This window comes from Bacillus sp. Y3, from assembly GCF_008123875.1.
Taxonomy (GTDB): Bacteria; Bacillota; Bacilli; order Bacillales; family Bacillaceae; genus Bacillus; species Bacillus altitudinis.
The window spans coordinates 17,360-41,936 of sequence record NZ_VSSC01000011.1; the positions used below are offsets into that span (position 1 = coordinate 17,360).

The 24,577-nt window shown below is 40.6% G+C and carries 25 protein-coding genes; 15 read left to right on the forward strand and 10 right to left on the reverse strand.

The features are described 5' to 3' along the window. Nucleotides 1-137: 137 nt before the first annotated feature. Complete coding sequence (lepB, locus tag FXF70_RS18360) at nt 138-710, forward strand: signal peptidase I (protein WP_026050084.1); 573 nt, start codon at nt 138-140, stop codon at nt 708-710. A gap of 63 nt (nt 711-773) precedes the next feature. On the opposite strand, the gene FXF70_RS18365 is transcribed toward lepB, so the two are convergent. Beyond that, the gene (locus FXF70_RS18365) at nt 774-1,049 is read right to left on the reverse strand and encodes a hypothetical protein (protein WP_008345136.1); all 276 of its coding nucleotides are present in this window, start codon (nt 1,047-1,049) and stop codon (nt 774-776) included. 144 nt (nt 1,050-1,193) lie between these two features. Here FXF70_RS18365 and FXF70_RS18370 point away from each other — a divergent pair, with 144 nt between their 5' ends. Beyond that, on the forward strand, nt 1,194-2,813 hold the full coding sequence (locus FXF70_RS18370; RefSeq protein ID WP_007498620.1) for an ABC-F family ATP-binding cassette domain-containing protein: 1,620 nt from the start codon (nt 1,194-1,196) through the stop codon (nt 2,811-2,813). 40 nt (nt 2,814-2,853) lie between these two features. Here FXF70_RS18370 and FXF70_RS18375 read toward each other — a convergent pair whose 3' ends face one another. From FXF70_RS18375 to mreBH, 3 genes are all read right to left on the reverse strand, one after another. After that, nucleotides 2,854-4,086 carry an aminopeptidase gene (locus FXF70_RS18375; protein WP_008345134.1) on the reverse strand — a complete coding sequence of 411 codons (1,233 nt, stop codon included), beginning with the start codon at nt 4,084-4,086 and terminating at the stop codon, nt 2,854-2,856. A gap of 106 nt (nt 4,087-4,192) precedes the next feature. Then, nucleotides 4,193-4,324 (reverse strand): protein YkpC, encoded by a 132-nt coding sequence (locus FXF70_RS19120; RefSeq protein ID WP_003210922.1) that lies wholly within the window; start codon nt 4,322-4,324, stop codon nt 4,193-4,195. A 74-nt stretch (nt 4,325-4,398) separates the two neighbouring features. Next, nucleotides 4,399-5,406 (reverse strand): rod-share determining protein MreBH, encoded by a 1,008-nt coding sequence (gene mreBH / locus FXF70_RS18380; RefSeq protein ID WP_017359401.1) that lies wholly within the window; start codon nt 5,404-5,406, stop codon nt 4,399-4,401. 276 nt (nt 5,407-5,682) lie between these two features. Between mreBH and FXF70_RS18385 the strand changes: the two genes are divergently transcribed. From FXF70_RS18385 to ade, 5 genes are all read left to right on the forward strand, one after another. Then, a complete protein-coding gene (locus tag FXF70_RS18385) occupies nt 5,683-5,961 on the forward strand; it encodes a transcriptional regulator AbhA (protein WP_017359400.1) in 279 nt (92 codons plus the stop codon). A gap of 144 nt (nt 5,962-6,105) precedes the next feature. Next, nucleotides 6,106-7,395, forward strand: coding sequence for an ATP-binding protein (locus tag FXF70_RS18390; RefSeq protein WP_041092430.1), 1,290 nt, complete (start codon nt 6,106-6,108; stop codon nt 7,393-7,395). Nucleotides 7,396-7,422: 27 nt separating this feature from the next. Continuing rightward, on the forward strand, nt 7,423-8,265 hold the full coding sequence (locus FXF70_RS18395) for a gamma-glutamylcyclotransferase family protein (RefSeq protein ID WP_148780883.1): 843 nt from the start codon (nt 7,423-7,425) through the stop codon (nt 8,263-8,265). Between the two features lie 37 nt (nt 8,266-8,302). After that, entirely contained in the window at nt 8,303-8,971 is a 669-nt protein-coding gene (locus FXF70_RS18400; RefSeq protein ID WP_008345123.1) for a potassium channel family protein, read from the forward strand. A gap of 262 nt (nt 8,972-9,233) precedes the next feature. Beyond that, nucleotides 9,234-10,964: an adenine deaminase gene (gene ade, locus FXF70_RS18405; protein WP_076821774.1), complete on the forward strand. Its 1,731-nt coding sequence runs from the start codon at nt 9,234-9,236 to the stop codon at nt 10,962-10,964. 100 nt (nt 10,965-11,064) lie between these two features. Here ade and rnjA read toward each other — a convergent pair whose 3' ends face one another. Together rnjA and FXF70_RS18415 are read right to left on the reverse strand one after the other, a co-directional pair. Continuing rightward, nucleotides 11,065-12,732: a ribonuclease J1 gene (gene rnjA / locus FXF70_RS18410; protein WP_008345116.1), complete on the reverse strand. Its 1,668-nt coding sequence runs from the start codon at nt 12,730-12,732 to the stop codon at nt 11,065-11,067. A 5-nt stretch (nt 12,733-12,737) separates the two neighbouring features. Beyond that, nucleotides 12,738-12,947: a DNA-dependent RNA polymerase subunit epsilon gene (locus FXF70_RS18415; protein WP_008345114.1), complete on the reverse strand. Its 210-nt coding sequence runs from the start codon at nt 12,945-12,947 to the stop codon at nt 12,738-12,740. Between the two features lie 394 nt (nt 12,948-13,341). Between FXF70_RS18415 and FXF70_RS18420 the strand changes: the two genes are divergently transcribed. Next, nucleotides 13,342-14,121 (forward strand): Cof-type HAD-IIB family hydrolase, encoded by a 780-nt coding sequence (locus tag FXF70_RS18420; RefSeq protein ID WP_024719544.1) that lies wholly within the window; start codon nt 13,342-13,344, stop codon nt 14,119-14,121. Between the two features lie 39 nt (nt 14,122-14,160). Here the strand turns inward: FXF70_RS18420 and def are convergent, their stop codons facing one another. Then, nucleotides 14,161-14,718, reverse strand: a complete 558-nt coding sequence (gene def, locus FXF70_RS18425) for a peptide deformylase (RefSeq protein WP_008345111.1) — start codon at nt 14,716-14,718, stop codon at nt 14,161-14,163. A gap of 112 nt (nt 14,719-14,830) precedes the next feature. After that, the gene (locus tag FXF70_RS18430; protein WP_026050085.1) at nt 14,831-15,010 is read right to left on the reverse strand and encodes a YjcZ family sporulation protein; all 180 of its coding nucleotides are present in this window, start codon (nt 15,008-15,010) and stop codon (nt 14,831-14,833) included. 235 nt (nt 15,011-15,245) lie between these two features. Here FXF70_RS18430 and FXF70_RS18435 point away from each other — a divergent pair, with 235 nt between their 5' ends. The 5 genes from FXF70_RS18435 to lpdA all read left to right on the forward strand — a co-directional run bounded on the left by FXF70_RS18435 (nt 15,246) and on the right by lpdA (nt 21,450). Continuing rightward, nucleotides 15,246-15,914, forward strand: a complete 669-nt coding sequence (locus FXF70_RS18435) for a YkyA family protein (RefSeq protein WP_058337391.1) — start codon at nt 15,246-15,248, stop codon at nt 15,912-15,914. 570 nt (nt 15,915-16,484) lie between these two features. Then, nucleotides 16,485-17,600, forward strand: coding sequence for a pyruvate dehydrogenase (acetyl-transferring) E1 component subunit alpha (gene pdhA / locus FXF70_RS18440; protein WP_148780884.1), 1,116 nt, complete (start codon nt 16,485-16,487; stop codon nt 17,598-17,600). Nucleotides 17,601-17,603: 3 nt separating this feature from the next. Beyond that, nucleotides 17,604-18,581: a pyruvate dehydrogenase complex E1 component subunit beta gene (gene pdhB, locus FXF70_RS18445; RefSeq protein ID WP_007498597.1), complete on the forward strand. Its 978-nt coding sequence runs from the start codon at nt 17,604-17,606 to the stop codon at nt 18,579-18,581. A 108-nt stretch (nt 18,582-18,689) separates the two neighbouring features. Continuing rightward, nucleotides 18,690-20,033 (forward strand): dihydrolipoamide acetyltransferase family protein, encoded by a 1,344-nt coding sequence (locus FXF70_RS18450; protein WP_008345100.1) that lies wholly within the window; start codon nt 18,690-18,692, stop codon nt 20,031-20,033. 4 nt (nt 20,034-20,037) lie between these two features. Then, nucleotides 20,038-21,450: a dihydrolipoyl dehydrogenase gene (gene lpdA, locus FXF70_RS18455; protein WP_003211097.1), complete on the forward strand. Its 1,413-nt coding sequence runs from the start codon at nt 20,038-20,040 to the stop codon at nt 21,448-21,450. Nucleotides 21,451-21,575: 125 nt separating this feature from the next. Here lpdA and FXF70_RS18460 read toward each other — a convergent pair whose 3' ends face one another. After that, a complete protein-coding gene (locus tag FXF70_RS18460) occupies nt 21,576-21,956 on the reverse strand; it encodes a hypothetical protein (protein ID WP_223255627.1) in 381 nt (126 codons plus the stop codon). Nucleotides 21,957-22,272: 316 nt separating this feature from the next. Between FXF70_RS18460 and FXF70_RS18465 the strand changes: the two genes are divergently transcribed. Continuing rightward, nucleotides 22,273-22,392, forward strand: coding sequence for a GapA-binding peptide SR1P (locus FXF70_RS18465; RefSeq protein WP_003212464.1), 120 nt, complete (start codon nt 22,273-22,275; stop codon nt 22,390-22,392). 43 nt (nt 22,393-22,435) lie between these two features. On the opposite strand, the gene FXF70_RS18470 is transcribed toward FXF70_RS18465, so the two are convergent. Then, nucleotides 22,436-23,908: an aminotransferase class I/II-fold pyridoxal phosphate-dependent enzyme gene (locus FXF70_RS18470; RefSeq protein ID WP_017367175.1), complete on the reverse strand. Its 1,473-nt coding sequence runs from the start codon at nt 23,906-23,908 to the stop codon at nt 22,436-22,438. A 190-nt stretch (nt 23,909-24,098) separates the two neighbouring features. Here FXF70_RS18470 and FXF70_RS18475 point away from each other — a divergent pair, with 190 nt between their 5' ends. Further along, nucleotides 24,099-24,368: a UPF0223 family protein gene (locus FXF70_RS18475; protein WP_008345089.1), complete on the forward strand. Its 270-nt coding sequence runs from the start codon at nt 24,099-24,101 to the stop codon at nt 24,366-24,368. Nucleotides 24,369-24,577 lie beyond the last annotated feature (209 nt).

The window sequence follows — 24,577 nt, forward strand, 5'->3', positions numbered from 1 at the left end:
TTGAATGGTTGTCTTGTGAATTTTTAAATGACATGTGATAAAGTAAAGTTATTCAATTCACGTTTCAAGTCTTTTAGCAGAAAGTCTTAGGAGGAAGCAGTATTTTGAACGAAGAAAACAAACAAAACGAAAATGACATTCAATCTGATGCGAAACAAGCCAAAAAAGAGAAGAAAAGTTCTCTGTTTGAATGGATCAAAGCCATTTTAATTGCACTTGCTCTCGTCCTCATCATCCGTACGTTTATTTTTGAGCCGTATGTGGTGGAAGGAGAGTCAATGGAACCAACCCTTCATGATGGAGAAAAGCTGTTTGTTAACAAAACCATCAACTATCTCGGTGGAGTCAAACGTGGTGACATCGTGATTATTAATGGAAAAGACGGTCAGAAAATTCATTATGTCAAACGATTGATCGGTCTTCCAGGCGACACGATTGAAATGAAGGATGATACGCTTTACATTAATGGTAAAAAAGTAGATGAGCCTTATTTAAAAGAGAACAAGGCACATGCCAAAGAGTATGAGGTACATTTAACAGGAGATTTTGGTCCAGTGAAAGTACCGAAAAACGATTACTTTGTTATGGGTGACAACAGACTGAATTCTATGGACAGTCGAAATGGACTCGGACTCATTGAAAAGGATCGTATTGTCGGCACATCAGAATTTGTTTTCTTCCCATTTGGCGATATTCGACAAACACAATAAATACACCTTTCTCAATGCGTAAGAAAGGTGCTTGAATGGACGACCCTTCATGTAGGGTCGTTTTTAATTTGGTGTGAGCATCGTGACAATGATGACAATGGCCAAAACAGAAGCGAAAACGGACCCAGTAATCGCCAAAACAGAACGGAATAATCCAATTTTCACATTGTCTTTTCCGCGCTTTTGTAAAAAGCGTTTTGAAAAGATATGGACCAGTGTGTAAATGAGGACAAGCCCAATATAAAGGCCAAAGTCTCTTGCATTAAAGCCAGTCGCCGATAAATAAATGCCCATAAAGAAAATCAATAAACAGTATTCCATGAGTGTGAGTAATCTCAAATCGCCCGAACTCCTTCAACAAAAACATTCCCACTTATTATACCATATTGGACAAAAAGCCTTTGTTCTTAGCGAGAGACGTTTCTATCAATCGTTATTCATGTTATACTTCATATTGATGAATGAGTGATGGAGGATTAATAAATGATTGCAGTGAATAATGTTAGTTTGCGATTTGCTGATCGTAAATTATTTGAAGAAGTAAATATTAAGTTCACTCCTGGCAACTGCTACGGACTAATTGGTGCCAATGGAGCTGGTAAATCAACGTTCTTAAAGATTCTTTCTGGAGAAATTGAAGCTCAAACGGGCGATGTTCATATGAGTCCAGGTGAACGTTTAGCGATTTTAAAACAGAACCACTTTGAATACGAAGAGTTTGAAGTGTTAAAAGTCGTCATCATGGGTCACAAACGTCTATATGATGTGATGCAGGAAAAAGATGCGATTTATATGAAACCTGATTTCTCAGATGAAGACGGGATTCGTGCAGCAGAGCTTGAAGGTGAGTTTGCTGAGTTAAACGGATGGGAAGCGGAAAGTGAAGCTGCGATCCTATTAAAAGGTCTTGGCATTCCAGAGAGCCTGCAATCGAAGAAAATGTCTGAGCTTGGCGGATCTGAAAAGGTAAAAGTGCTTTTAGCACAAGCTTTATTCGGTAAGCCTGATGTTCTACTTCTCGATGAGCCAACGAACCACTTGGACTTACAAGCCATTCAGTGGTTAGAAGAGTTCCTCATTAACTTTGAAAATACCGTCATCGTCGTATCGCATGATCGTCATTTCTTAAACAAAGTATGTACGCATATTGCAGACCTTGACTTTGGAAAAATTCAAGTGTATGTCGGAAACTATGATTTCTGGTATGAATCAAGCCAGCTGGCATTAAAACTCAGCCAGGATGCCAACAAGAAAAAAGAAGAACAAATTAAGCAGCTTCAAGAATTCGTTGCTCGGTTCAGTGCGAACGCATCTAAATCGAAGCAAGCGACATCAAGAAAGAAATTGCTTGATAAGATTTCGCTAGATGACATTAAACCATCTTCTCGTAAATATCCTTATGTTCATTTTGCGCCAGAGCGTGAAATCGGAAATGATGTCCTTCAAGTAGAAGGTCTATCAAAAACGATTGACGGTGTAAAAGTACTGGATAACGTCAGCTTTATTATGAATCGTGAGGATAAAATTGCGTTCTTAAGTCGTAATGAACTTGCTGTCTCTACTTTATTTAAAATCCTTGCTGGTGAAATGGAGCCAGACAGCGGGACATTTAAATGGGGCGTGACAACATCTCAAGCCTTCTTCCCTAAAGACAACAGTGAATATTTTGAAGGAAGCGATTTAGATCTTGTTGATTGGCTTCGTCAATATTCTCCTAATGATCAAAGTGAAAGCTTCCTGCGTGGTTTCTTAGGCCGTATGCTTTTCTCTGGGGAAGAAGTGAAGAAAAAAGCAAGCGTCTTATCAGGTGGAGAAAAGGTTCGTTGTATGTTATCAAAAATGATGCTGTCTGGAGCGAATATTTTGCTGTTAGACGAGCCGACGAACCATTTAGACCTAGAGTCCATCACAGCGCTAAATAACGGTCTAATGAGCTTTAAAGGGGCTATGCTCTTCTCATCTCATGACCATCAGTTTGTTGAAACAGTTGCAAACCGTATTATCGAAGTGACGCCAAATGGCATCGTTGATAAACAAACAACTTATGATGAGTTCTTATCAGATCAAGAGATTCAAAAAAGACTACAAGAGCTGTATGCATAAACATAAAGAAAAGACATCCACATGAGGATGTCTTTTTTCTTTAAAAAGCCCAATTTCCATTTCGGAAAATCGGTTCACGTTTACCATCTTTTGTGATCCCATCAATATTCATTTCCTTTGAACCAATCATGAAATCGACGTGTGTAATACTGCTGTTCACACCAGCTGCATCTAATTCCTCTCGTTTCATCTCTTTACCGCCTTCGATATTAAATGCATAACCGCTGCCGATGGCAAGGTGATTGGATGCATTTTCATCGTAAAGTGTATTGTAATAGAGGATATTTGAGTTAGAAATTGGTGAATCATCTGGTACAAGGGCAACCTCACCTAGATAATGTGAGCCTTCATCTGTTTCAACGAGAGAGGTTAAAATGTCTTCGCCCTCTTTTGCTTTCACATCTACAATACGCCCATTTTCAAAGGTTAACGTAAATTCATCGATAATGTTTCCTGCATAACTAAGTGGCTTAGTGCTAGAGACAGTTCCGTTTACACCATCTTTTTTAGGTACGGTAAAGACCTCTTCTGTCGGCATATTGGCCATGAATGATACGCCGCGTTCACTCACGCTGCCAGCACCTACCCAAATATGCTGCTCTGGAAGTTCAATCGTTAAATCTGTACCAGGTGCTTCATAGTGCAGCTTGTGGTAATGACGTTCATTTAATACTTTTACTTTTTCATTTAGTGATTCATCATGCTTTTTCCACGCTTCAACAGGATCTGGCTGATCAGCGCGGGCGACTTTAAAGATTTGGTCCCATAATAATGCAACAGCTTCTTCATCTGCATGCTCAGGGAAAATCTTTTTCGCCCAATCTTTTGATGCAGCACCGACGACTGTCCATGCAACTTTGTCAGATTGAACGTATTGACGATATGTATGAAGTGCTGAACCTGCAGCTTTTTGCTGTGAAGCAATTTTTTTCGAGTCAATGCCACTTAGAAGATCAGGGCTTTCTGACAAGATCGTAATAAAAGCACCGCCACGTTTTGCGATGGTTTCCATCATCTGTGCTTCCCATTCTGGAAATTGCTCAAACACATCTTGTGGGGCATGTTCATATTTTAAACGGGTCAGAACACCATCACTCCAGCGGATATGTACGTTTTTCGCTCCGCGCTCATATGCGTGTTTTGCCACAAGGCGGACAAGGTCTACAGATTCAGTGAACGCAGATACGACCACTTCTTGACCACTTTGAACATTTACACCTACTTCAACGATGGTTTTTGCATATTGATCTAGTTGTTTTTCGAATGAACTCATAAAAAACCCTCCTTTAGTCATGTTCATCATATCAGATTTAAGACCGAAAAGGAAAATAGGGAGCCGTCCCGAAGCAAAATAAAAAAGCCGCTTTCGTGCGGCTTTTTTAGCGGTTCAGTTGTTTCACAGGCTGTGCATTAGAAGGGGGCATATGTGAAAACGACAGGCTCATTCCTCCTAAAATAATACCGGTTAAAATGACTGTGACAACGACCCGTTTACCTAAATCAAGCAACATGTTCTTCCTCCTTCACGTTTATCCATTCATCACGATATGATCGAAATGATGAAAAAAGAAGTAGAACATGAAGATTATTTTAATGTTTTTTGCAATTTGTCGATGACTTCTAATGAACGACCTGTTCCAATTGCGACAGATTCAAGAGGATTTGCTGCGATATGAACTGGGACGACAATTTCTTGAGAGAGCCATTCTTGAATGCCGTTTAATAGTGCACCACCGCCAGTTAGAATGACGCCTCGATCTACGATATCACCACTCAGTTCTGGAGGGCTGTCTTCTAATGTAGCCCGAATCGCCTCTAAAATATGAAGAAGTGATTCTCGCATAGCACCTTGAATTTCTGTTGATTCAAGTGTAATTGTTTTTGGAAGACCTGTGACAAGGTCGCGTCCACGTACTTCTAATGACTCAGGTTCGTGTTCAATGAGACCATAACCAATTTCCATTTTTACCTGTTCAGCTGTCCGTTCACCGATCAGTAAATTGTATTTCTTTCTCACAAAAGTAATGATATCTTCATCCAGTTGATCTCCGCCAATTCGGATCGAGTGGCAAGAGACAACCCCGCCAAATGAAATGATCGCTACCTCTGTCGTACCTCCGCCAATGTCTACAACGACGTTGGCAACAGGCTCGTCCACTGGGAGATCAGCACCGATTGCAGCTGCGACGGGTTCTTCAATTAAATGCACATGCTTTGCCCCGCAATTTTTGACAGCATCGCTGATCGCGCGGCGTTCGACAGCTGTTGAGCCTGAAGGTGTACAAACAACCACGGTCGGCTTTCTAAAGGTAAACCCAATATTTTTTCCTGCTTTTTTCATAATTTGTTTAAGTAAATCGGTTGTCATATCATAATCAGCGATGACACCATCTTTCATCGGACGGATCGCTACAATTTTTCCAGGTGTTTTCCCAATCATCTCTTTTGCTTCTGACCCCACTGCAAGGACAGTTTTTGTTTCCGTATCTACTGCCACAACGGATGGTTCATTGAGAATAATTCCTTTATTTTTACTGTAAACCAATATGTTAGCTGTTCCTAAATCAATTCCAATTTCGGCATTTTGAAACATGTTTTCACCCAATCTCTATTTTTGCTGTTTTAAACAATTTTACATTTAAAAGTTCAGAGGGTTGAGGTCATTTGTGGGGGTGTGTGATCACCTTGAAATGAATCTGTAAAATTCAAGTCTCATTTTGACATTCACAATAAATTTTCCCTTTGGTTTTTCGATTTTGAAAAAAATTTTTATGCAGGAGAAACCTTTTAAGAATCTCTTACGTCTACGATATATCAATTGGTGAAAAACAGATTGATCTTGAGCTAATGAAAGAAAGAGGGAACGAAATTGAAATCTATCGGAGTTGTAAGAAAAGTAGATGAACTAGGGCGTATTGTGATGCCAATCGAATTGAGAAGAGCACTTGATATCGCTATTAAAGACAGTATGGAATTTTTTATAGATGGAGATAAAATCGTCTTGAAAAAATATCAGCCAGAGGGCGTCTGCCTGATGACTGGTGAGATTACTTCTGAGAACCACGAGTATGGAAATGGTCAAATTACATTAAGCGCTGAAGGCGCAGAACTACTGCTAAAAGAGCTTCAAGAAGCCCTTCAGCAGTAAATAAAAATAGCCTGTTCTCTCCCATTGTGCTGAGAGCAGGCTTTTTTTTCTAAAAAAGTTCCTTAAAAATGCCACATCTTCCTCAAAAAATAAGTGGAAAATGGTACAATTGACAAAGAATCTCAGGGCGGCAGGTGGAATTATTTGAACAAAACATATCAAGTACGGATCCTGTTATCCGTTCTTGCATTTATATTAATTTTGAGCTGGGATTTCTTTTATTATCTTAGCGGCTATCACATTAATTGGCCGCTCGATCTAGCCTTTACAGTCGTTGTTTTGGCCGGTATTTGGACCATCTCAGGCTACGTGGACCGGTTGAATTTGATTGTATCAGATTTAAATAAACGAGAAAAAGAAGCACACGAACTGACAGAGCGGCTGAATCGAATCACAGATAACTTGCAAGAAATCGTTTTTGAAACCAATGAAAAAGGTGAAATCATTTTTTTAAATCAAGCATGGAAACAAATGACGGGTTACGACATAGAGGAGTGTCTAGGTACGATGTACAATCAGTACTTTGATCAAGAAGAGCATGTCGTTCAGCATTTGTTGTCTGTGATCAAAGAGCATAAGGATGAGGGGCGGGTGGAGCTGCAGCTTCTCCATAAAGAAGGAAAAAAGGTATGGGGAGATGTGCATTATAAGCTTTATTTCGATGAACAGCACCAGTTTACTGGAGGTATTGGAACGGTTGCAGATATCACGAAACAAAAGCAGGCAAAGCTTGAACTTGAAAGATCAAATCAGCAACTGCAAATGCAGGCACAAAAGCTGGCTGTTGCAGGACAAATAGCTGCTGGCATTGCCCATGAAGTCAGAAATCCGCTCACCTCAGTCAATGGATTTTTGCAGCTGATGAAAACGCAATATCCTGAAAGAACCGATTATTTTGATATCATCTTTTCTGAAATTAAACGCATTGATTTTGTTTTAAGTGAACTGCTTGTCTTAGCAAAACCTCAATCGGTTCAATTTCAAGAAGTACAGCTCCATGATTTGCTAGAGCAGGTGATTACCTTATTAAAGACAAATGCCGTTCTTTCAAATATTGATCTCAAACAGCCATTTAAAAAGCAGGATGCTGGCACGATATTAGCAGACGCCAATCAAATGAAGCAGCTGTTCATTAACTTAATCAAAAATGCGATCGAGGCGATGCCTGAAGGCGGCAATATATACATATCAACAGAAAAAGTGATGAATGAATGGAAAATCACGATTCAAGATGAAGGAAAAGGAATGTCCGAAGAGGATATTCTGAAAATATATGATCCTTTCTTTTCGACTAAAAAAGAAGGTACAGGACTTGGTTTAACGATCTGTGCGACGATCTTAAAAGATCACCATGGAAGAATGGATGTAAAGAGCGAGCTCAGCAAAGGGACGGCTTTTGATATTTACTTACCTGTGTATCAAAAAAGCAGATAGTAGCAAGGTGAGAGGATGTGATGTGTGATGACGAAGGAGACAAAAACTTTATTTGTGTATGGGACACTTTTAAAGCACGAAAAGTATCACGAGACATTGATGAAAGAAAGCAGTCCATTAGCAGCATCTGCTTGGATAAAGGGGAGACTGTACGATACAGGTGAGGGTTACCCTGTGTGTGTTGTCTCGGAACAAAACACAGTATATGGAGAATTGTATGAGGTCAGTGATGAAACGCTGCATAAGATAGATGAGCTAGAGGAAGGGTATGACCAGCAGGAAATAGAGGTTATGACAGACCAGGGACCAAGGTCAGCCGTTGCTTATACAATAGGTAAGCAGAAGGCTTCGAGCCTAAAGGAGATTGAAAGCGGCTGCTGGAAGTCATATCAATTATGGGAGCGCAAACCGTCTTCCTTCTATTATTTTGCCTATGGGTCCTGCATGGATGATGCAAGGTTTAAGCTTGCGAAAGTGGATCATTATTTCAAACAAATCATCGGCGGCGGCACACTTGATCGTTTTACCACAAGGTTTACATTGGTGCGTCCTGATGGATCAAGAGCAGATATGGTAGAAGACGGCGGAGAAACAGAGGGTGTTCTATATGAAGTACCTTTTGATGCCATTCGTTATTTGTACAAACGAGAAGGTGTAAATGAAGGGACTTATCGTCCAGCATTTGTCGATGTCACAGTAGGTGATCAAGTGTATGAGGACTGCTTAACGTTTCTCGTTTTAAAAAAGAGCGAAGAAATTGCGCCTCCTGGTCATTATCGCAGTGAAATCGAAAAAGGAGCAGACCTTTACTTAAGTGAAGCATTCCGTAAAAAAATACGGTCACATATGGATTCATTAATGAAACCGTAGTAAAATGCATGGTAAGTGATATAAAAGGAGTCTGAACATGAAAAAGGAATATGCAGTCATTGGTCTTGGACGCTTCGGCGGAAGTATCTGCAAGGCGCTAAGCGAAGAAGGACTTGAAGTCATGGCCATGGATATGAATGAAGATCGTGTGAACGAATATGCTAAAATTGCATCACATGCCGTGATTGGTGATTCGACGGACGAATCTGTCCTAAAAAACCTAGGCATTCGCAATTTTGATCATGTGATCGTGGCGATAGGTGAAAACATTCAGGCGAGTATTTTAACAACGATTATGCTGAAAGAGCTGGGTGTCAAAATGGTCACAGTGAAAGCTCAAAATGACTACCATGAAAAGGTTTTGAATAAAATTGGTGCGGACCGTATTGTCCATCCTGAACGAGACATGGGCAGACGGATTGCACATAAAATTATTTCTAACAACGTGCTTGATTATTTAGAGCTGTCAGATGAGTACAGCCTTATTGAAATCGTCGCCAACAGCAGACTCGCCGGGCACTCTTTGTTAGATCTCGACATTCGTGCAAGGTACGGGATCAATATCGTGGCAATTAAGCGCGGGAAAGAAGTGATCGTTTCACCGCTCGCAGATGAAATGATTCAAAAAGAAGATATCCTCATTGTCATTGGGGCAGTGGCAGATATCGGGCGCTTTGAAAAACGGGAAATGCAGAACGACTATTAAACACTCCGAGAAGGGGTGTTTTTTGCTTTAGAAGTGTACGTATGGGGCGGACATTGTGGGAGAGAACAAAGTGGAAATGAGCCGTTTACTTTCCAAAAGAACAGCAAAATAGAACATGGTTATTTTTCAGCTAATTATCACTATTCAGAAATAAAAATCAATCTTTTGATATGGTTGATTTTCTCTAAATGTCATTGACTGGACAAACAGATTCGTTTACGATAAGAAACATTATATTGTTTACTCGGAGGAGGCAGTGTCGTTGGATAAGGAGCTTTTCAGACATCAAATTGAGGTAGCTGCAAAGAGAAAAAAAGCAGCCCTAGTGATTAAACATGCGAAGGTTATGGACGTGTTTAACCAGGAATGGATAGACGCTGATGTCGCTGTTGAAAATGGAAAAATAGTAGGAATTGGGGAGTATGAAGGAGAACAGGAGCTGGATGCAACAGGTCAAATGCTTGTTCCCGGTTTCATTGACGGCCACGTTCATATCGAATCCTCGATGGTGACTCCTGCTGAATTTTCCAAAGCTGTCGTTCCTCACGGCGTGACAACTGTTGTCACAGACCCGCATGAAATTGCCAATGTATCCGGTGTTGCAGGTATCCGTTTTATGCTCGAAGAAGCGAGAAAAGCTGCTCTAAATATATATTTCATGCTGCCATCCTGTGTACCGGCAGTCAGCTTTGAACGATCAGGTGCTACACTAAAAGCAAAAGATTTAAAGCCTCTTTATCAGGAGAAAGAAGTGCTTGGTCTTGCCGAAGTGATGGATTATGTCGCGGTTGAACAAGCGGAAGAAGATATGCTTCAAAAACTGCTTGATGCTCAACATGAACATAAACTCATTGATGGCCATCTAGCAGGATTAACGGACCGATTAATTAATGTGTACCGAACAGCTAATGTCCAAACGGATCATGAGGTGACAACAGCTCAAGAGGCCCTTGAACGTGTCAAAAGAGGCATGTATGTCATGCTCAGAGAAGGCTCTGTTGCTAAAAACGTGAAAAACGTATTACCTGCTGTCAATGAGAAGAATGCGAGACGCTTTTTCTTTTGTACGGATGATAAACATTTAGATGATTTAATGGCTCAAGGAAGTATTGATGAACAAGTACGGATGTCGATACAAGAAGGATTGGACCCCTTTTTAGCATATCAAATGGGAAGTTTAAACGCAGCGGAGTGCTTCGGTCTCAAAACAAAGGGAGCGATTGCACCAGGCTTTGACGCGGACTTTATGCTCATTTCTGACTTACATGAGGTAGGAATTACAAGCGTCTTTATCGCAGGAGAATTGGTCTCTGAACATGGAGAATATTTGCCAAGTGTCGACAAGATCACGCCAAGTTCTTCGCTCATGCAATCGGTACATGCAGTGGACGTTCAAGAGAAAGATTTAACGCTGCCTATAACAGATCATCAAAAGATGAATGTCATTCGCATTATACCGAATCAGCTTGAAACGAAATTAGAACAAATATCTCCATCTGGAAGCGATGGACAATTTACGAGTGATATTGATCGAGATGTATTAAAAATAGTACTTGTCGAACGCCACAAAGGTCTATCTGAAATTGGGATAGGGGTTGTCAGCGGATTCGGCTTAAAAGAGGGGGCAATTGCAACAACAGTTGCCCATGACTCGCATAACTTAATTGCCGTTGGAACAAATGATGCTGATATGATCAAAGCCATTGAGACGTTAAAAGAAGCAGGGGGCGGTTTGACCGTTGTAAAAGACGGAGAAGTTCTTCATACGCTTCCATTACCGATTTCCGGTTTATTATCAGATCAACCTGCACATAAGGTCAATGAAAGCCTTCATGCACTTCATGAAGCGTTAAAGGAAACAGGCTTTGTCTTAGACTTTAATCCGTTTTTGACATTATCCTTCTTAGCACTGCCAGTCATTCCTGATGTGAAAATGACAACACAAGGATTGTTTGATGTGAGAAGTTTTCAGCATCTCCCGATTCAATCGTAAAACAATGACTGAACCCGCACGTATCGTACAGATATGCGGGTTTTTTTTATTGCGCATAAAAAAGAGACACAGCCAATTGGCTATGTCTCCCTGTACGTCCTTACACTTCCATAATAATCGGTAAGATCATTGGGCGGCGTCTTGTTTTTTCATAAAGGAAAGGAGCAAGAGTGTCAGTAATCTCGTTCTTAATTTCTGACCATTGAGTCGTCTTACGTTCCATTACTTTTTCAAGATGCTTTGAAATGAGATCTTGCGCGTCATTAATGAGGTCTCCAGATTCTCTCATGTAGACAAAACCTCTTGAGATTAAATCAGGACCTGCAGAAATTTTGAATTCTTTCATATCCATGCTGACAACAACAATGACAAGACCTTCTTCTGAAAGAATGCGGCGGTCTCTTAACACGATGTTGCCGATATCACCAATACCGCTACCGTCGATATACACGTTGCCTGATGGAATTTTGCCAGCGACACTTGCTTCGTCACCTTTCAGAGCAAGAACTTCACCGTTATCCATGATAAAGCAGTTTTCCTCAGGAATTCCGCAATCATTCGCAAGTTTAATATGCGTTTTTTGCATGCGGTACTCACCGTGGATCGGCATGAAGAATTTAGGTTTAATTAAACGGAGCATCAGCTTTTGTTCTTCCTGCCCGCCGTGTCCAGAGGTATGAATATTATTAAGTGAGCCATGAATGACTTCAGCACCAGCACGATACAGCTGGTTAATAGTACGGCTTACGCTAATATTGTTACCTGGGATCGGTGAAGACGAGAAGACAACAGTGTCTCCAGGGTTAATTGAAATCTGGCGGTGCGTACCGTTGGCAATACGAGAAAGAGCGGCCATCGGTTCGCCCTGACTACCAGTACAAAGAATGGTTACTTTGTTTGCTGGAAGGCGGTTGATTTCATTGTGTTCAATGAACGTGTTTTTTGGACATTTGATATATCCGAGCTCTTGTCCAATATCAATGGCAGACTCCATGCTACGCCCAAACACAGCGACTTTTCGGCCGTTGGCAACAGCTGACTCGATCACTTGCTGAAGTCTGTGAATGTTAGATGCAAATGTAGCAAAGATAATACGTCCATCTACTTTTCTGAAGATGTCATCAATGCTTTCACCTACACGTCTTTCGGACATCGTAAATTCTGGAATTTCACTATTTGTACTGTCAGATAGAAGACAAAGAACGCCTTCTTTCCCGATCTCAGCCATTTTCGTTAAATTGGCAGGCTCGCCAACAGGAGTAAAGTCAAACTTGAAATCGCCTGTATGTACGATGTTACCAGGAGGTGTCTTCACGACAATTCCATAAGAATCTGGGATACTGTGCGTCGTTCTAAAGAAAGACACAGCTGTTTTTCTAAATTTGATCGTATCCTCTTCTTCAAAGATGTGAAGTTTGGTCTGTCTTAATAGACCATGCTCTTCCAATTTGTTACGAAGTAGGCCGATTGCGAGTTTGCCTCCGTAAACTGGAATGTTCACTTGCTTGAGAAGGTAAGGGATACCGCCGATGTGGTCTTCATGTCCATGAGTAATAAAAAGACCTTTGATTTTATCTTCGTTTTTAACTAAATACGTATAGTCAGGGATGACGTAATCAATTCCAAGAAGTTCATCTTCAGGGAACTTAATACCAGCATCAATCAAAATGATTTCATCTTGAAATTGAACGCCATACGTGTTTTTACCGATCTCGCCTAATCCGCCGAGCGCAAAAACTGCCGCCTGATCGTTTTTTACAAATTTCATTCCTCTCATAGCTCCAATACTTTAAAATTTTCACTTTCTCGTTCATAGTCTAAAAAAGCACCGTCTACAGGCTGAATGAATTCAATATTGTAGTTATGTTTTTTCAACTTATCGCGTACGTCTCTTTCAGAAACCGCTTCAACGTATAGTGAATCTGTGTGTTCTCTCACAGGTACCTCAGTCGTACTTGCCTGAAAAAATACCTTATATATCATCCAAATCTCTCCTTAAATACCGTATGTTACACTCGCTTATTCTATTATATTAAAAAAACGCGCATAAGAAAAGTCTCAGAGAAAAAAGGACCTTCAGCAAATGTGCGGAAGATCCTTTTAAGCAATCGATTTTTTACGAAGCATGTCCTTCCATTGTCTTCGAATTTTCTTGCGCAGACGACGAAGCATCGCGGATCGCCTCCTTTCGGTATGAGTCTCATTCAGCCATTTGTTCCGTTCTCTCTATATACTTGTATTATATGATGTTTCCACTTAATGTTACATGGTTATATGTGGGAAATGGGCGTTTTAAGAGGAAGTGGTTTCGTCAGTGAAGATCTTTCTGTATGATGAAGGGGAGAGGGTATACATAACAAGAGACAGGAGACGAGATATGAATAAAAAAGTCATCTTCTTTGATATCGACGGTACTTTATATGACCATGATAAAAAAATACCTGAATCAACGAAGCGAGCTGTTCGTTTATTAAAAGAAAAAGGGCATCATCTCTTCATTGCATCTGGCCGTTCGCCTTTTCTTATCCAGCCTATTTTAGAAGAAATAGGGCTTGACTCATTTATTGCTTATAACGGTCAGTATGTCATGTACGAAGGAGAAGTCATTTATGGCAATCCGCTTAAGCAAGAGCTGATGGATAAAATTTATGAAACAGCGGATCAACATGATCATCCGCTTGTTTTCATGGGAGAGAAGACGATGAAGGCGTCTGTGCCGAACCATCCATTTATCCATGAAGGGATTGGCACTTTAAAAACAGAGCATCCCGAGCACGATTTGTCATTCTTTAAAGAAAACGTCATTTATCAAATGCTGCTATTTTGTAAAGCAGAAGAGGAACATCTATATGAAGCGTTCCGTGAAGAAATTGATCTCGTCAGGTGGCATGAGCTGTCTACGGATGTCCTGCCAAAAGGTGGATCAAAGGCTGAAGGAATTAAACGAGTCATTGAAAGACTCCCGTACGATCAAAAGGACACAATTGCCTTCGGTGACGGGCTGAACGATCGAGAAATGATTTCGTTTGTTGGAACAGGCGTTGCGATGGGGAATGCAGTCAATGAATTAAAAACATTAGCTGACTTTGTCACCAAACCTGTAGATGAGGATGGCATATTCCACGCTGTGACTGAATTAGGCCTTATTGATGAATAAAAAAACAAGACCCGCTGATGGACGGGTCTTGTTTTTTTATTATGATCTGCCGATCGCAACCGCGTTGTCTGGCTCGGCGAATGGATGATCTTTTTGAATATGATCATAAAACATAATGCCATTTAAGTGGTCAATTTCATGCTGAAAAACGATGGCCGGAAACCCTTTTAGGCGAATATCAATGTCTTCACCTTCAAGCGTTGTACCTTTCACCCTGATTTTTTCATAGCGCGGGACGAATCCAGGGATGGCTTCATCAACAGATAAACAGCCTTCTCCAGTAGCTAAATAAGCTCTTTTGACTGAATGGCTAACAATGCGAGGATTGAATAATGCATAGCTGTAAAGTTCTCCGCCCTCGTCTTCACAGTGAACAGCAATCATTCGTTTACTGATATTGATTTGCGGAGCTGCTAGGCCAACACCGGGTCTAAGTTCATATTTTTCAGCAATGTCTGCATCCTGACTGTTTTTGACAAATTCAATCATGTCAGCTAATTGCTGTTTTTCTTCTTCTGTTGGCGGGAGTTCGACCGCTTCAGCTGTTTGTCTTAAGACGGGATGCCCGTCTCGTACGATATCATCCATGGTAATCACAAAACTTCACTCCTATTTCCTTTGTATGTAAAGTATATAAAATGATACACGACATATGCAATGAAATAAAGAAGACCGGTCGTATGAGACCGGTCAGAGGCTTATTCAGCCATTAGCAGCAGCCACCGCCACCTAAGAATGCTGCGCCAACAATGATCAATAGAATGAATAGGACGACGATTAAAGCGAATGTACGTCCACCACCGTAACCGCAACCGTATCCACCACCATAACTTGGATAGCAACAACCGCCGCCGTATCCATATCCGTAACCGCCGTATCCACCATACATACTTCCATGACTATAATTAGACATACTTTTGACCTCCTTTGGAAATACACTCGGCCTCTCATAAGTGAAGGCGAAGCGTGTAATATAAACTATGTATGAATGCACTATTTGTATAGTCATGAGCCTAGAGCATGAAAAAAATCTTCTTTCCCCTCAAAAAACACGCCTCTTTCCTTGTCACAACCGCCCTGAAAAATTATAGTGGTATGTGGAGATGTAAAGGGGGACCTTGTAATTGAAACAGATGAAAAGAAGAATAAAAGCAGGTGCAGCTTTAGCGGGGATATGTACCCTCTTGCTTGCGGGCTGCGGAGGTCAAAATCCGCTTTATGAGATGCAAGATGCTATGACGAAAATGAGCGAAAAAGAAGCATCCTTTGAAAAAGAACAAGGTGCACTGCAAAGCTATGAGAAAAAAGAGCAGCAGTTGTATAAAAAAATGATTCAAACAACAAAAGACCACACAAAAACAGTCTCAAACTTGTCTGATCAAGCATTAGCATCGGCAGAAAAGCGTGAAGAACATTTAAAAACAGAAAAAGACAGCATGGATCAATCGAAAAAAGAATTTCAATCTGTAAAGGAATTCGCTGAACAGATAAAAGATGCGGAAGTAAGAGACAAAGCAGAACAAACAGTCAAATCAATTGAAAAAAGATATGCATCGTATGATCAGCTTTACCGTGAGTATCAAAAGGCGCTGAAACAAGACAAGCACTTGTATGAATCTTTAAAAAGAAAAGACTTAGGATACGCTGAACTGAAATCCAAACTGAAAACAGTCAATCGTTCCTATAGTAAAGTGAGAAAAGAAAGCAAGAAGTTCAATCAATATACAGATCAATTGAACGAATATAAACAAGCTTTATACAAAACAGCTCAGAAAGAATCACAAAACAGTTAAAAACAGTACTTGCATATTTGCTGCTAGTTTTGTTTATCGCTGCTACTCACAAAGTGCCTGCGTGTCGTTACTCGTTTTTCCAAGATGTCAAACTGAAAAGAAGAGAAAGGGTTAAAATGAAGTTCATTTTAGCCCTTTGTCCATCATGATCAAAAGAGCTAAAAATAGCTCTTTTTTTATTTTTCGCCAAAAACAAACATGTGCTATTGTAGTACAGTGACCCACTCTATACTAGTACAGTTTATGCTGTTGATTAAACAGATTGATACAGGTCACCATAAAAAGTAAAGCGAATACATTTATTTAAATAAAGCCGTTAAATCAATTGACGGACTATTTTTCTTGTTGTAAACTATTCCTTGTTAACAGAAGTTGTATTAGTTTTTTGTGAACTATCGTTAATACAGTTAGAAAAACTCAAAAGCAAGCGATCATCCAATGTTTCGACAACGATCTTTGTGGCTATTATATACAGGAGTCATATGAGCATTTTGGGTTATCCTATATCTGTATGTATAAATGGATTCACGACAAATTGACTGTTAAAAGAAAGGAAGAGGTGACTTTAGAATGGCTGTAAAAACAAAAAAAGCAATTGTTGATAGCAAAAAGCAATTCGATGCCATCAAAAAGCAGTTTGAAACGTTCCAAATTTTAAACGAAAAAGGCGAAGTCGTAAACGAAGCGGCAATGCCAGATCTTTCAGATGACCAATTAAAAGAATTAATGCGCCGTATGGTGTTTACACGTGTATTAGATCAACGTTCAATTTCATTGAACCGTCAAGGACGTCTTGGCTTCTATGCGCCAACAGCTGGACAAGAAGCTTCTCAGCTTGCAACTCACTTTGCACTTGAGAAAGAAGATTTCATTCTTCCAGGATATCGTGATGTACCACAATTAATCTGGCATGGTCTTCCACTAACAAAAGCATTCTTGTTCTCTCGTGGACACTTTGTTGGGAACCAAATGCCTGAAGATGTGAATGCACTTTCTCCGCAAATCATTATCGGTGCACAAATCATTCAAGCTGCTGGTGTAGCTCTTGGTTTGAAAAAGCGCGGTAAAAATGCTGTTGCAATCACTTACACTGGTGATGGTGGAGCTTCACAAGGTGATTTCTACGAAGGTATTAACTTTGCAGGGGCTTACAAAGCGCCAGCGATTTTTGTTGTCCAAAACAACAGATATGCGATCTCTACACCTGTTGAAAAGCAATCTGCTGCACAAACGATTGCACAAAAAGCAGCTGCAGCTGGTATCGTAGGCGTACAAGTTGACGGTATGGATGCATTAGCTGTATACGCAGCGACTGCTGAAGCTCGTGAGCGTGCTGTAAATGGTGAAGGTCCAACATTAATTGAAACTCTTACATTCCGTTACGGCCCACATACAATGGCTGGTGACGATCCAACAAGATATCGTACAAAAGAAGATGAAAATGAGTGGGAGCAAAAAGATCCATTGGTACGCTACCGCAAATTCTTGGAAAACAAAGGCCTTTGGTCTGAAGAAGAAGAGAATAAAGTCATCGAAGATGCAAAAGAACAAATCAAACAAGCAATCAAAGAAGCTGACGAACAGCCTAAGCAGAAAGTCACTGATTTGATTGAAAACATGTACGATGTGAAACCATTTAACTTGGTTGAACAGCTTGAAATCTACAAACAGAAGGAGTCGAAGTAAGCCATGGCGCAAATGACATTGATTCAAGCGATCACTGATGCGTTACGCACAGAACTGAAAAATGACGAAAACGTTCTCGTTTTCGGAGAAGACGTTGGTAAAAACGGCGGCGTATTCCGTGCGACTGAAGGATTGCAAAAAGAGTTTGGTGAGGATCGTGTATTCGATACTCCACTTGCTGAATCTGGTATTGGCGGTCTTGCAATTGGCCTTGGACTACAAGAATTCCGCCCAGTAATGGAAATTCAATTCTTCGGATTCGTTTACGAAGTATTAGATTCTGTTTCTGGACAAATGGCTCGTATGCGTTACCGTTCTGGTGGACGCTGGCATTCTCCAGTGACAATCCGTTCTCCATTTGGTGGAGGAGTTCACACACCTGAGCTTCACGCTGACAGCTTAGAAGGTCTTATTGCACAACAGCCTGGTATCAAGGTTGTTATTCCTTCAACACCTTACGATGCAAAAGGACTATTAATTTCTGCAATCCGTGACAACGATCCGGTTGTATTCCTTGAGCATATGAAACTTTATCGTTCTTTCCGTCAGGAAGTTCCTGAAGAAGAGTACACAATTGAAATCGGTAAAGCTGACGTGAAACGTGAAGGTTCTGACCTTTCAATCATCACTTACGGTGCAATGGTTCACGAATCACTTAAAGCTGCTGAAGAACTTGAAAAAGAAGGCGTTTCTGCTGAGGTCGTCGACCTTCGTACAGTGAGCCCGCTTGATATTGAAACAATCATCGCTTCTGTTGAAAAAACAGGCCGCGCGATCGTTGTTCAAGAAGCACAAAAACAAGCTGGTATTGCAGCAAACGTAGTAGCTGAAATCAATGATAGAGCAATCCTTAGCCTAGAAGCACCAGTACTTCGTGTAGCTGCACCTGATACTGTATTTGCTTTCTCTCAAGCTGAGAGCGTATGGCTTCCAAACCATAAAGACGTGCTTGAAACAGCTAAGAAAGTTCTTGAATTTTAATTAAATGACAGAGGGGAAAAGAATTTATTTCTCTTCCCCTTTATCAATTACATGACCGTGTAATGTTGACAGAACAATGGTTTAACATAATCTAGGAGGCGAAAAACAGTGGCATTTGAATTTAAACTTCCGGACATCGGAGAAGGTATCCACGAAGGTGAGATCGTTAAGTGGTTTGTAAAACCAAACGACGAAATCAATGAAGATGACGTTTTAGCAGAGGTACAAAATGATAAAGCAGTTGTAGAAATTCCTTCACCTGTTAAAGGAAAAGTATTAGAATTAAAAGTTGAAGAGGGAACGGTTGCAACTGTAGGACAAACAATCATTACGTTTGATGCACCTGGTTACGAAAATCTTCAATTTAAAGGCAGCGAAGAAGAAGGCGAAGCGAAAACTGAAGCTCAAGTACAAGGTACTGCTGAAGCTGGTAACGAGCCTGAAAAGAAAGAAGTTGCTCAAGAAGAAGCGGCAGCAGCAACTGGTGCTGGCGCACAAGAGCAAGTAGATGCTGATCCTAACAAACGCGTTATTGCTATGCCATCTGTACGTAAATATGCGCGTGAAAAAGGCGTTGAAATTTACAAAGTTGCAGGTACTGGTAAAAATGGCCGCGTGCTAAAAGAAGATATCGACAGCTTCCTTAATGGCGGTTCTGCAGCAACTCAAGAAGCAGCACCTCAAGCAGCTGAAAGTGCGAAAGAAGAAGCAGCTCCAAAAGCGGCAGCAGCTCCAGTTCTAGAAGGAGAATTCCCAGAAACTCGCGAGAAAATGAGCGGAATCCGCAAAGCGATCGCAAAAGCAATGGTGAACTCTAAGCACACAGCTCCTCACGTAACATTAATGGATGAAGTTGATGTAACAAACCTTGTTGCACATCGTAAACAATTCAAACAAGTTGCAGCTGATCAAGGAATCAAGTTAACTTACTTGCCTTACGTTGTAAAAGCTCTAACTTCTGCTTTGAAAAAGTACCCAGTACTTAACACTTCTATCGATGATAAAACAGATGAAGTTGTTCAAAAGCATTACTACAACATCGGAATTGCAGCTGATACTGAAAAAGGCTTGCTTGTTCCAGTTGTGAAAAATGCAGATCGCAAAGCGATTTTCGAAGTATCTAACGAAATCAACGAGCTTGCAACAAAAGCACGTGATGGTAAATTGGCTCCAGCTGAAATGAAGGGTGCATCTTGCACAATCACAAACATCGGTTCTGCTGGTGGACAATGGTTTACTCCAGTCATCAACCACCCAGAAGTAGCGATCCTTGGTATTGGCCGTATCGCTGAAAAAGCGGTTGTTCGTGATGGCGAAATCGTTGCAGCTCCAGTCTTAGCTCTTTCCCTAAGCTTTGACCACCGTATGATTGATGGAGCTACTGCGCAAAATGCCCTTAACCACATCAAGCGTTTATTGAATGATCCACAATTAATTTTAATGGAGGCGTAAATTCATGGTAGTAGGAGATTTCCCAATCGAAACAGATACTCTTGTCATCGGTGCAGGTCCTGGTGGATATGTAGCTGCTATTCGTGCTGCACAGCTAGGACAAAAAGTAACAATCGTTGAAAAAGGAACACTTGGCGGCGTATGTCTAAACGTCGGCTGTATCCCTTCAAAAGCATTGATCAATGCTGGACATCGTTTCGAGAATGCAAAGCATTCTGAAGACATGGGTATCAAAGCTGAAAACGTAACAGTTGATTTCACAAAAGTTCAAGAGTGGAAAGCTTCTGTTGTCAACAAATTAACAGGTGGAGTTCAAGGTCTTCTAAAAGGAAATAAAGTAGACATCGTCAAAGGTGAAGCTTATTTCGTAGACAGCAACTCTGTACGTGTCATGGATGAAAATTCAGCGCAGACTTATACATTTAAAAATGCAATTCTTGCAACTGGATCTCGTCCAATCGAATTGCCTACATTTAAATACACAGACCGCGTGATTAACTCAACTGGTGCTTTAGCGCTTAAAGAAGTACCTAAAAAGTTAGTTGTCATCGGTGGTGGATACATCGGTACTGAGCTTGGTACTGCTTATGCGAACTTTGGAACAGAAGTTGTCATCCTTGAAGGTGGAGACGAAATCCTTCCAGGTTTTGAAAAGCAAATGAGCTCATTAGTGAAACGTAACCTGAAGAAAAAAGGAAACGTTGAAATTCACACAAACGCTCTTGCAAAAGGCGTTGAAGAAAAATCTGACGGTGTCACTGTTACTTTCGAAGTAAAAGGTGAAGAAAAAACTGTCGATGCTGACTACGTACTTGTGACTGTTGGTCGTCGTCCAAACACAGATGAGCTTGGTCTTGAGCAAGTTGGTGTTGAATTGACAGACCGCGGAGTTGTCAAAACTGACAAACAATGCCGTACAAGCGTTTCAAACATCTATGCAATTGGTGACATCGTTGATGGACCACCACTTGCACACAAAGCTTCTTACGAAGGTAAAATTGCTGCTGAAGCAATCGCTGGAGAGCCAGCTGAAATTGATTACCTTGGTATTCCTGCTGTTGTATTCTCTGAGCCAGAACTTGCAACTGTTGGATACACTGAAGCAGAAGCAAAAGAAGAAGGAATCGACATCGTTGCAGCGAAATTCCCATTCGCAGCAAACGGACGTGCACTTTCTCTTGATGCAACTGATGGCTTCATGAAAATGATCACTCGTAAAGAGGATGGTCTAGTGATCGGTGCACAAATCGCAGGTGTTGGTGCTTCTGATATGATTTCAGAGCTTAGCCTTGCAATTGAAGCTGGTGTGACGGCTGAAGATATCGCAATGACAATTCACGCTCACCCAACTTTAGGTGAAATCACAATGGAAACGGCTGAAGTAGCAATCGGAAGCCCAATCCATATCGTAAAATAATGAACGTTTAACCCCTCTCCACACGGAGAGGGGTTTTTTATGTATGTGAAACGTCGCTGAAAAAGAAAAACCCTCATGAGATGAGGGCTTTTTTCATATGGATATATAAGTGCAAAGTCGAACCGTTAATTTGTATTCACTCGATCTAATGCTTGGCATATGGGTGATAAGATATCCTCTTTACTTCGGACATTACCTTCCACCTTCACAATGACTTTTTCATTATTGACAAGTAAAATAGCCGGCAGTTCGTCTACTTCATTTTTCCAGCCTTTACGATCTTCTTTGACAATCATCTTGGACATTTCCTTCGGATATTCATTTTTTAAATCAAGCACTGCGTCATAATAAGGACTTTCTTTATCAAGATTTTCTGCATCAGTAAAAAAGAGAATTCTCGGCTTTTGAATATGACTGACCTGGTCTGTCTGATTCGGTATGATATACGCAAATGAGCATGAACTAAGTACAAAGAGCATAGGGAATATAATGAGAAGGGTCCTCATAAAATTCAATCTATTCACCTCAAAATCCTTTGGGGTTGTACCAACATTTTTAGGAGTTAGTTCCCTGTTAGTCACTCTAGTGTATCACGTCCTTTTTGACAATTTTCGATTGTTACTCAATTGTTACAGAATTGATATGAAGCAAAATACATTTGAAACGTTTCCTCAATATGATGAGAAAAAAGCATATATTTATAAAAAATGATTAAATGTGTCATACAATTAACCGTTGACAACTTAAATATGACATCATATTATAGAGGTATGAAATAGATTAAACGCTTTCAAACTTTGAGTAAAGAAAAGGGGAATGTACGTGGGTACAATTATTTGTCAAGATTGCAATGAAACCATTGATCAATTTGAAAATGAAAAAGTGACAACACTTTATGGAACATGTGGTCACTGTCATTGCTGTGATGAAGCCTCTGAATAAATAAAAAAGCATGCAGCTCCAATTGGGGCTGCATGTTTCTTTTTTATAAAATGGCTTTTTGTTCTTTAATGACACGAATCATATCTAGTGTGGAATCTTCTGGTCCTTGAACAGGAAGACCGATTTCGATATTTTTAAAGATATAGGAGATATTTTCTTCTGTGATGATTTCACCTGGTATAAAAATAGGAATACCAGGCGGATAAACCATGACAAATTCTGCAATGATACGGCCAGCCGCTTCTTTAAATGGAATGACTTCCGTTGTTGCGTAAAAAGCGTCACGCGGTGTCATCGCAAGCGAAGGGATCTCAGGCAGTAACACTTCTGTCACGGCTTGTTTGCCGCCTTGACGTGCAGAGGTTGCCGCAATTTCCTTCATAGCCGTTACAAGCGTATCAATCGTCTCATCACAATCGCCAGGCGTCACGATACATAAAATGTTGTATAGGTCAGAGAGCTCTACTTCAATTCGGTAGCTTTCTCTCAGCCATTTCTCCACATCATGGCCATTCAGTCCAAGGTCTTTAATGGAGATGATTAATTTTGTTGGGTCATAATCGTAAGTAGAAGGTGAACCGAGAATTTCTTGACCAATACAAGTAATACCTTCAATTTCGTTTAAACGAGTTCTTGCTGATTCAGCTAATCGAATGGCTTCATCTGCAAGCGCCTTTCCTTCAGTCGCTAATCGCTTTCTAGCGACATCCAGGGAGGCTAAAAGCAAATAAGAAGTAGACGTAGTTGTCAGCATGCTTAAAATAGATTGTACTCGATCCTTTGAAACAAGCCCTTCTTTTATATTTAAAATCGAGCTTTGGGTGAGAGAGCCGCCAAGTTTATGCACACTTGTTGCTGCCATATCAGCTCCCGCCTGCATCGCAGACAATGGAAGCTCATCGTGAAAATGAATATGCACACCATGTGCCTCATCTACAAGAACAGGTACGTCATATGAATGAGCAATGTCTACAATGGTTTTTAAATCAGCTGAAATGCCAAAATACGTTGGGTTAATCACAAGCAGCCCTTTCGCATCTGGGTGTTTAGTCAGCGCTTTTTTAGCTGACTCTGGCGTGATGCCATGAGAGATGCCAAGCTCTTTGTCAATTTCCGGGTGAATAAAAACAGGTACTGCACCAGAAAATACAATAGCAGACATAATCGACTTATGGACATTACGTGGAACAATAATTTTGTCTCCAGGACCACAGACGGTCATCACCATTGTCATGATCGCGCCGCTTGTTCCTTGTATAGAGAAAAACGTATGGTCGGCACCAAATGCTTCTGCTGCAAGCTCCTGTGCTTCTTTGATCATTCCTCGAGGCGAATGTAAATCATCAAGAGGTTCTATATTAATAAGGTCAATGCTTAATGCATTGTCTCCAATGAATGCTCTAAATTCAGGGTCCATTCCGGCTCCTTTTTTATGGCCTGGAATGTGAAATTGGACTGGATTGGTTGAAGCGTGTTTTTTTAGTCCAGTGTATAAGGGTGTATCATGTTGTGACAATTGCTTTCCCACCTTCATCGAAATACCTGCTATTATTATCCCAATAACAGCAGATTTCATTGCATAAAACAAAAGAATTATATTATGAACTGATCGGAATGTAAAGCATAAAATCAATCGGATTCTGATCAAACAGATGCTATAATAAAAGTTCAAATAAGAAATGTGGATTAAAGTGAGGGACAAGTAAATGGAATATCAATATCCAATGGACGTCGACTGGACAACTGAAGAAAAGATGGCGGTCATTTCATTTTTTCAAGCCGTTGAAAAAGCCTATGAAACAGGAATTGCGAAACAAGCGTTACTAGAGGCTTATAAACGATTTAAAGAAGTTGTACCATCAAAAGCAGAAGAAAAGACGCATTGTGCGGCGTTTGAAAAGGGAAGTGGGTATTCCCCTTATCGCACAGTAAAAAGTGCAAGAGAGGCTGAAGAAACAGCTATGATACGGATGTAAAAAACGAGCCTATAATAGATAGGCTCAGATTGTAGAGAAACTCATGTTTTTCTACAATCTTTTTTATTTTCGCTATCATTATAATAGATGAGATTGAAGGAAAAACATGAAAAAGGCCTCCCACACACCTAGCCTAGCTTTGCTAGGTGTGTGGCAATCTTCTTCATGTTCTGGCAGGCAGCTGTGAGAAGCACTTGCTCACTCACATT

Coding starts and splice junctions, on each gene's coding strand:
- FXF70_RS18370 (WP_007498620.1), top strand. CDS start 1,194: ATGATTGCAGTGAATAATGTTAGTTTGCGATTTGCTGATCGTAAATTA.
- FXF70_RS18375 (WP_008345134.1), bottom strand. CDS start 4,086: ATGAGTTCATTCGAAAAACAACTAGATCAATATGCAAAAACCATCGTT.
- FXF70_RS19120 (WP_003210922.1), bottom strand. CDS start 4,324: ATGTTGCTTGATTTAGGTAAACGGGTCGTTGTCACAGTCATTTTAACC.
- mreBH (WP_017359401.1), bottom strand. CDS start 5,406: ATGTTTCAAAATGCCGAAATTGGAATTGATTTAGGAACAGCTAACATA.
- FXF70_RS18395 (WP_148780883.1), top strand. CDS start 7,423: ATGACGAAGGAGACAAAAACTTTATTTGTGTATGGGACACTTTTAAAG.
- FXF70_RS18400 (WP_008345123.1), top strand. CDS start 8,303: ATGAAAAAGGAATATGCAGTCATTGGTCTTGGACGCTTCGGCGGAAGT.
- rnjA (WP_008345116.1), bottom strand. CDS start 12,732: ATGAAATTTGTAAAAAACGATCAGGCGGCAGTTTTTGCGCTCGGCGGA.
- FXF70_RS18415 (WP_008345114.1), bottom strand. CDS start 12,947: ATGATATATAAGGTATTTTTTCAGGCAAGTACGACTGAGGTACCTGTG.
- FXF70_RS18420 (WP_024719544.1), top strand. CDS start 13,342: ATGAATAAAAAAGTCATCTTCTTTGATATCGACGGTACTTTATATGAC.
- FXF70_RS18430 (WP_026050085.1), bottom strand. CDS start 15,010: ATGTATGGTGGATACGGCGGTTACGGATATGGATACGGCGGCGGTTGT.
- pdhA (WP_148780884.1), top strand. CDS start 16,485: ATGGCTGTAAAAACAAAAAAAGCAATTGTTGATAGCAAAAAGCAATTC.
- pdhB (WP_007498597.1), top strand. CDS start 17,604: ATGGCGCAAATGACATTGATTCAAGCGATCACTGATGCGTTACGCACA.
- lpdA (WP_003211097.1), top strand. CDS start 20,038: ATGGTAGTAGGAGATTTCCCAATCGAAACAGATACTCTTGTCATCGGT.
- FXF70_RS18460 (WP_223255627.1), bottom strand. CDS start 21,956: ATGAGGACCCTTCTCATTATATTCCCTATGCTCTTTGTACTTAGTTCA.
- FXF70_RS18475 (WP_008345089.1), top strand. CDS start 24,099: ATGGAATATCAATATCCAATGGACGTCGACTGGACAACTGAAGAAAAG.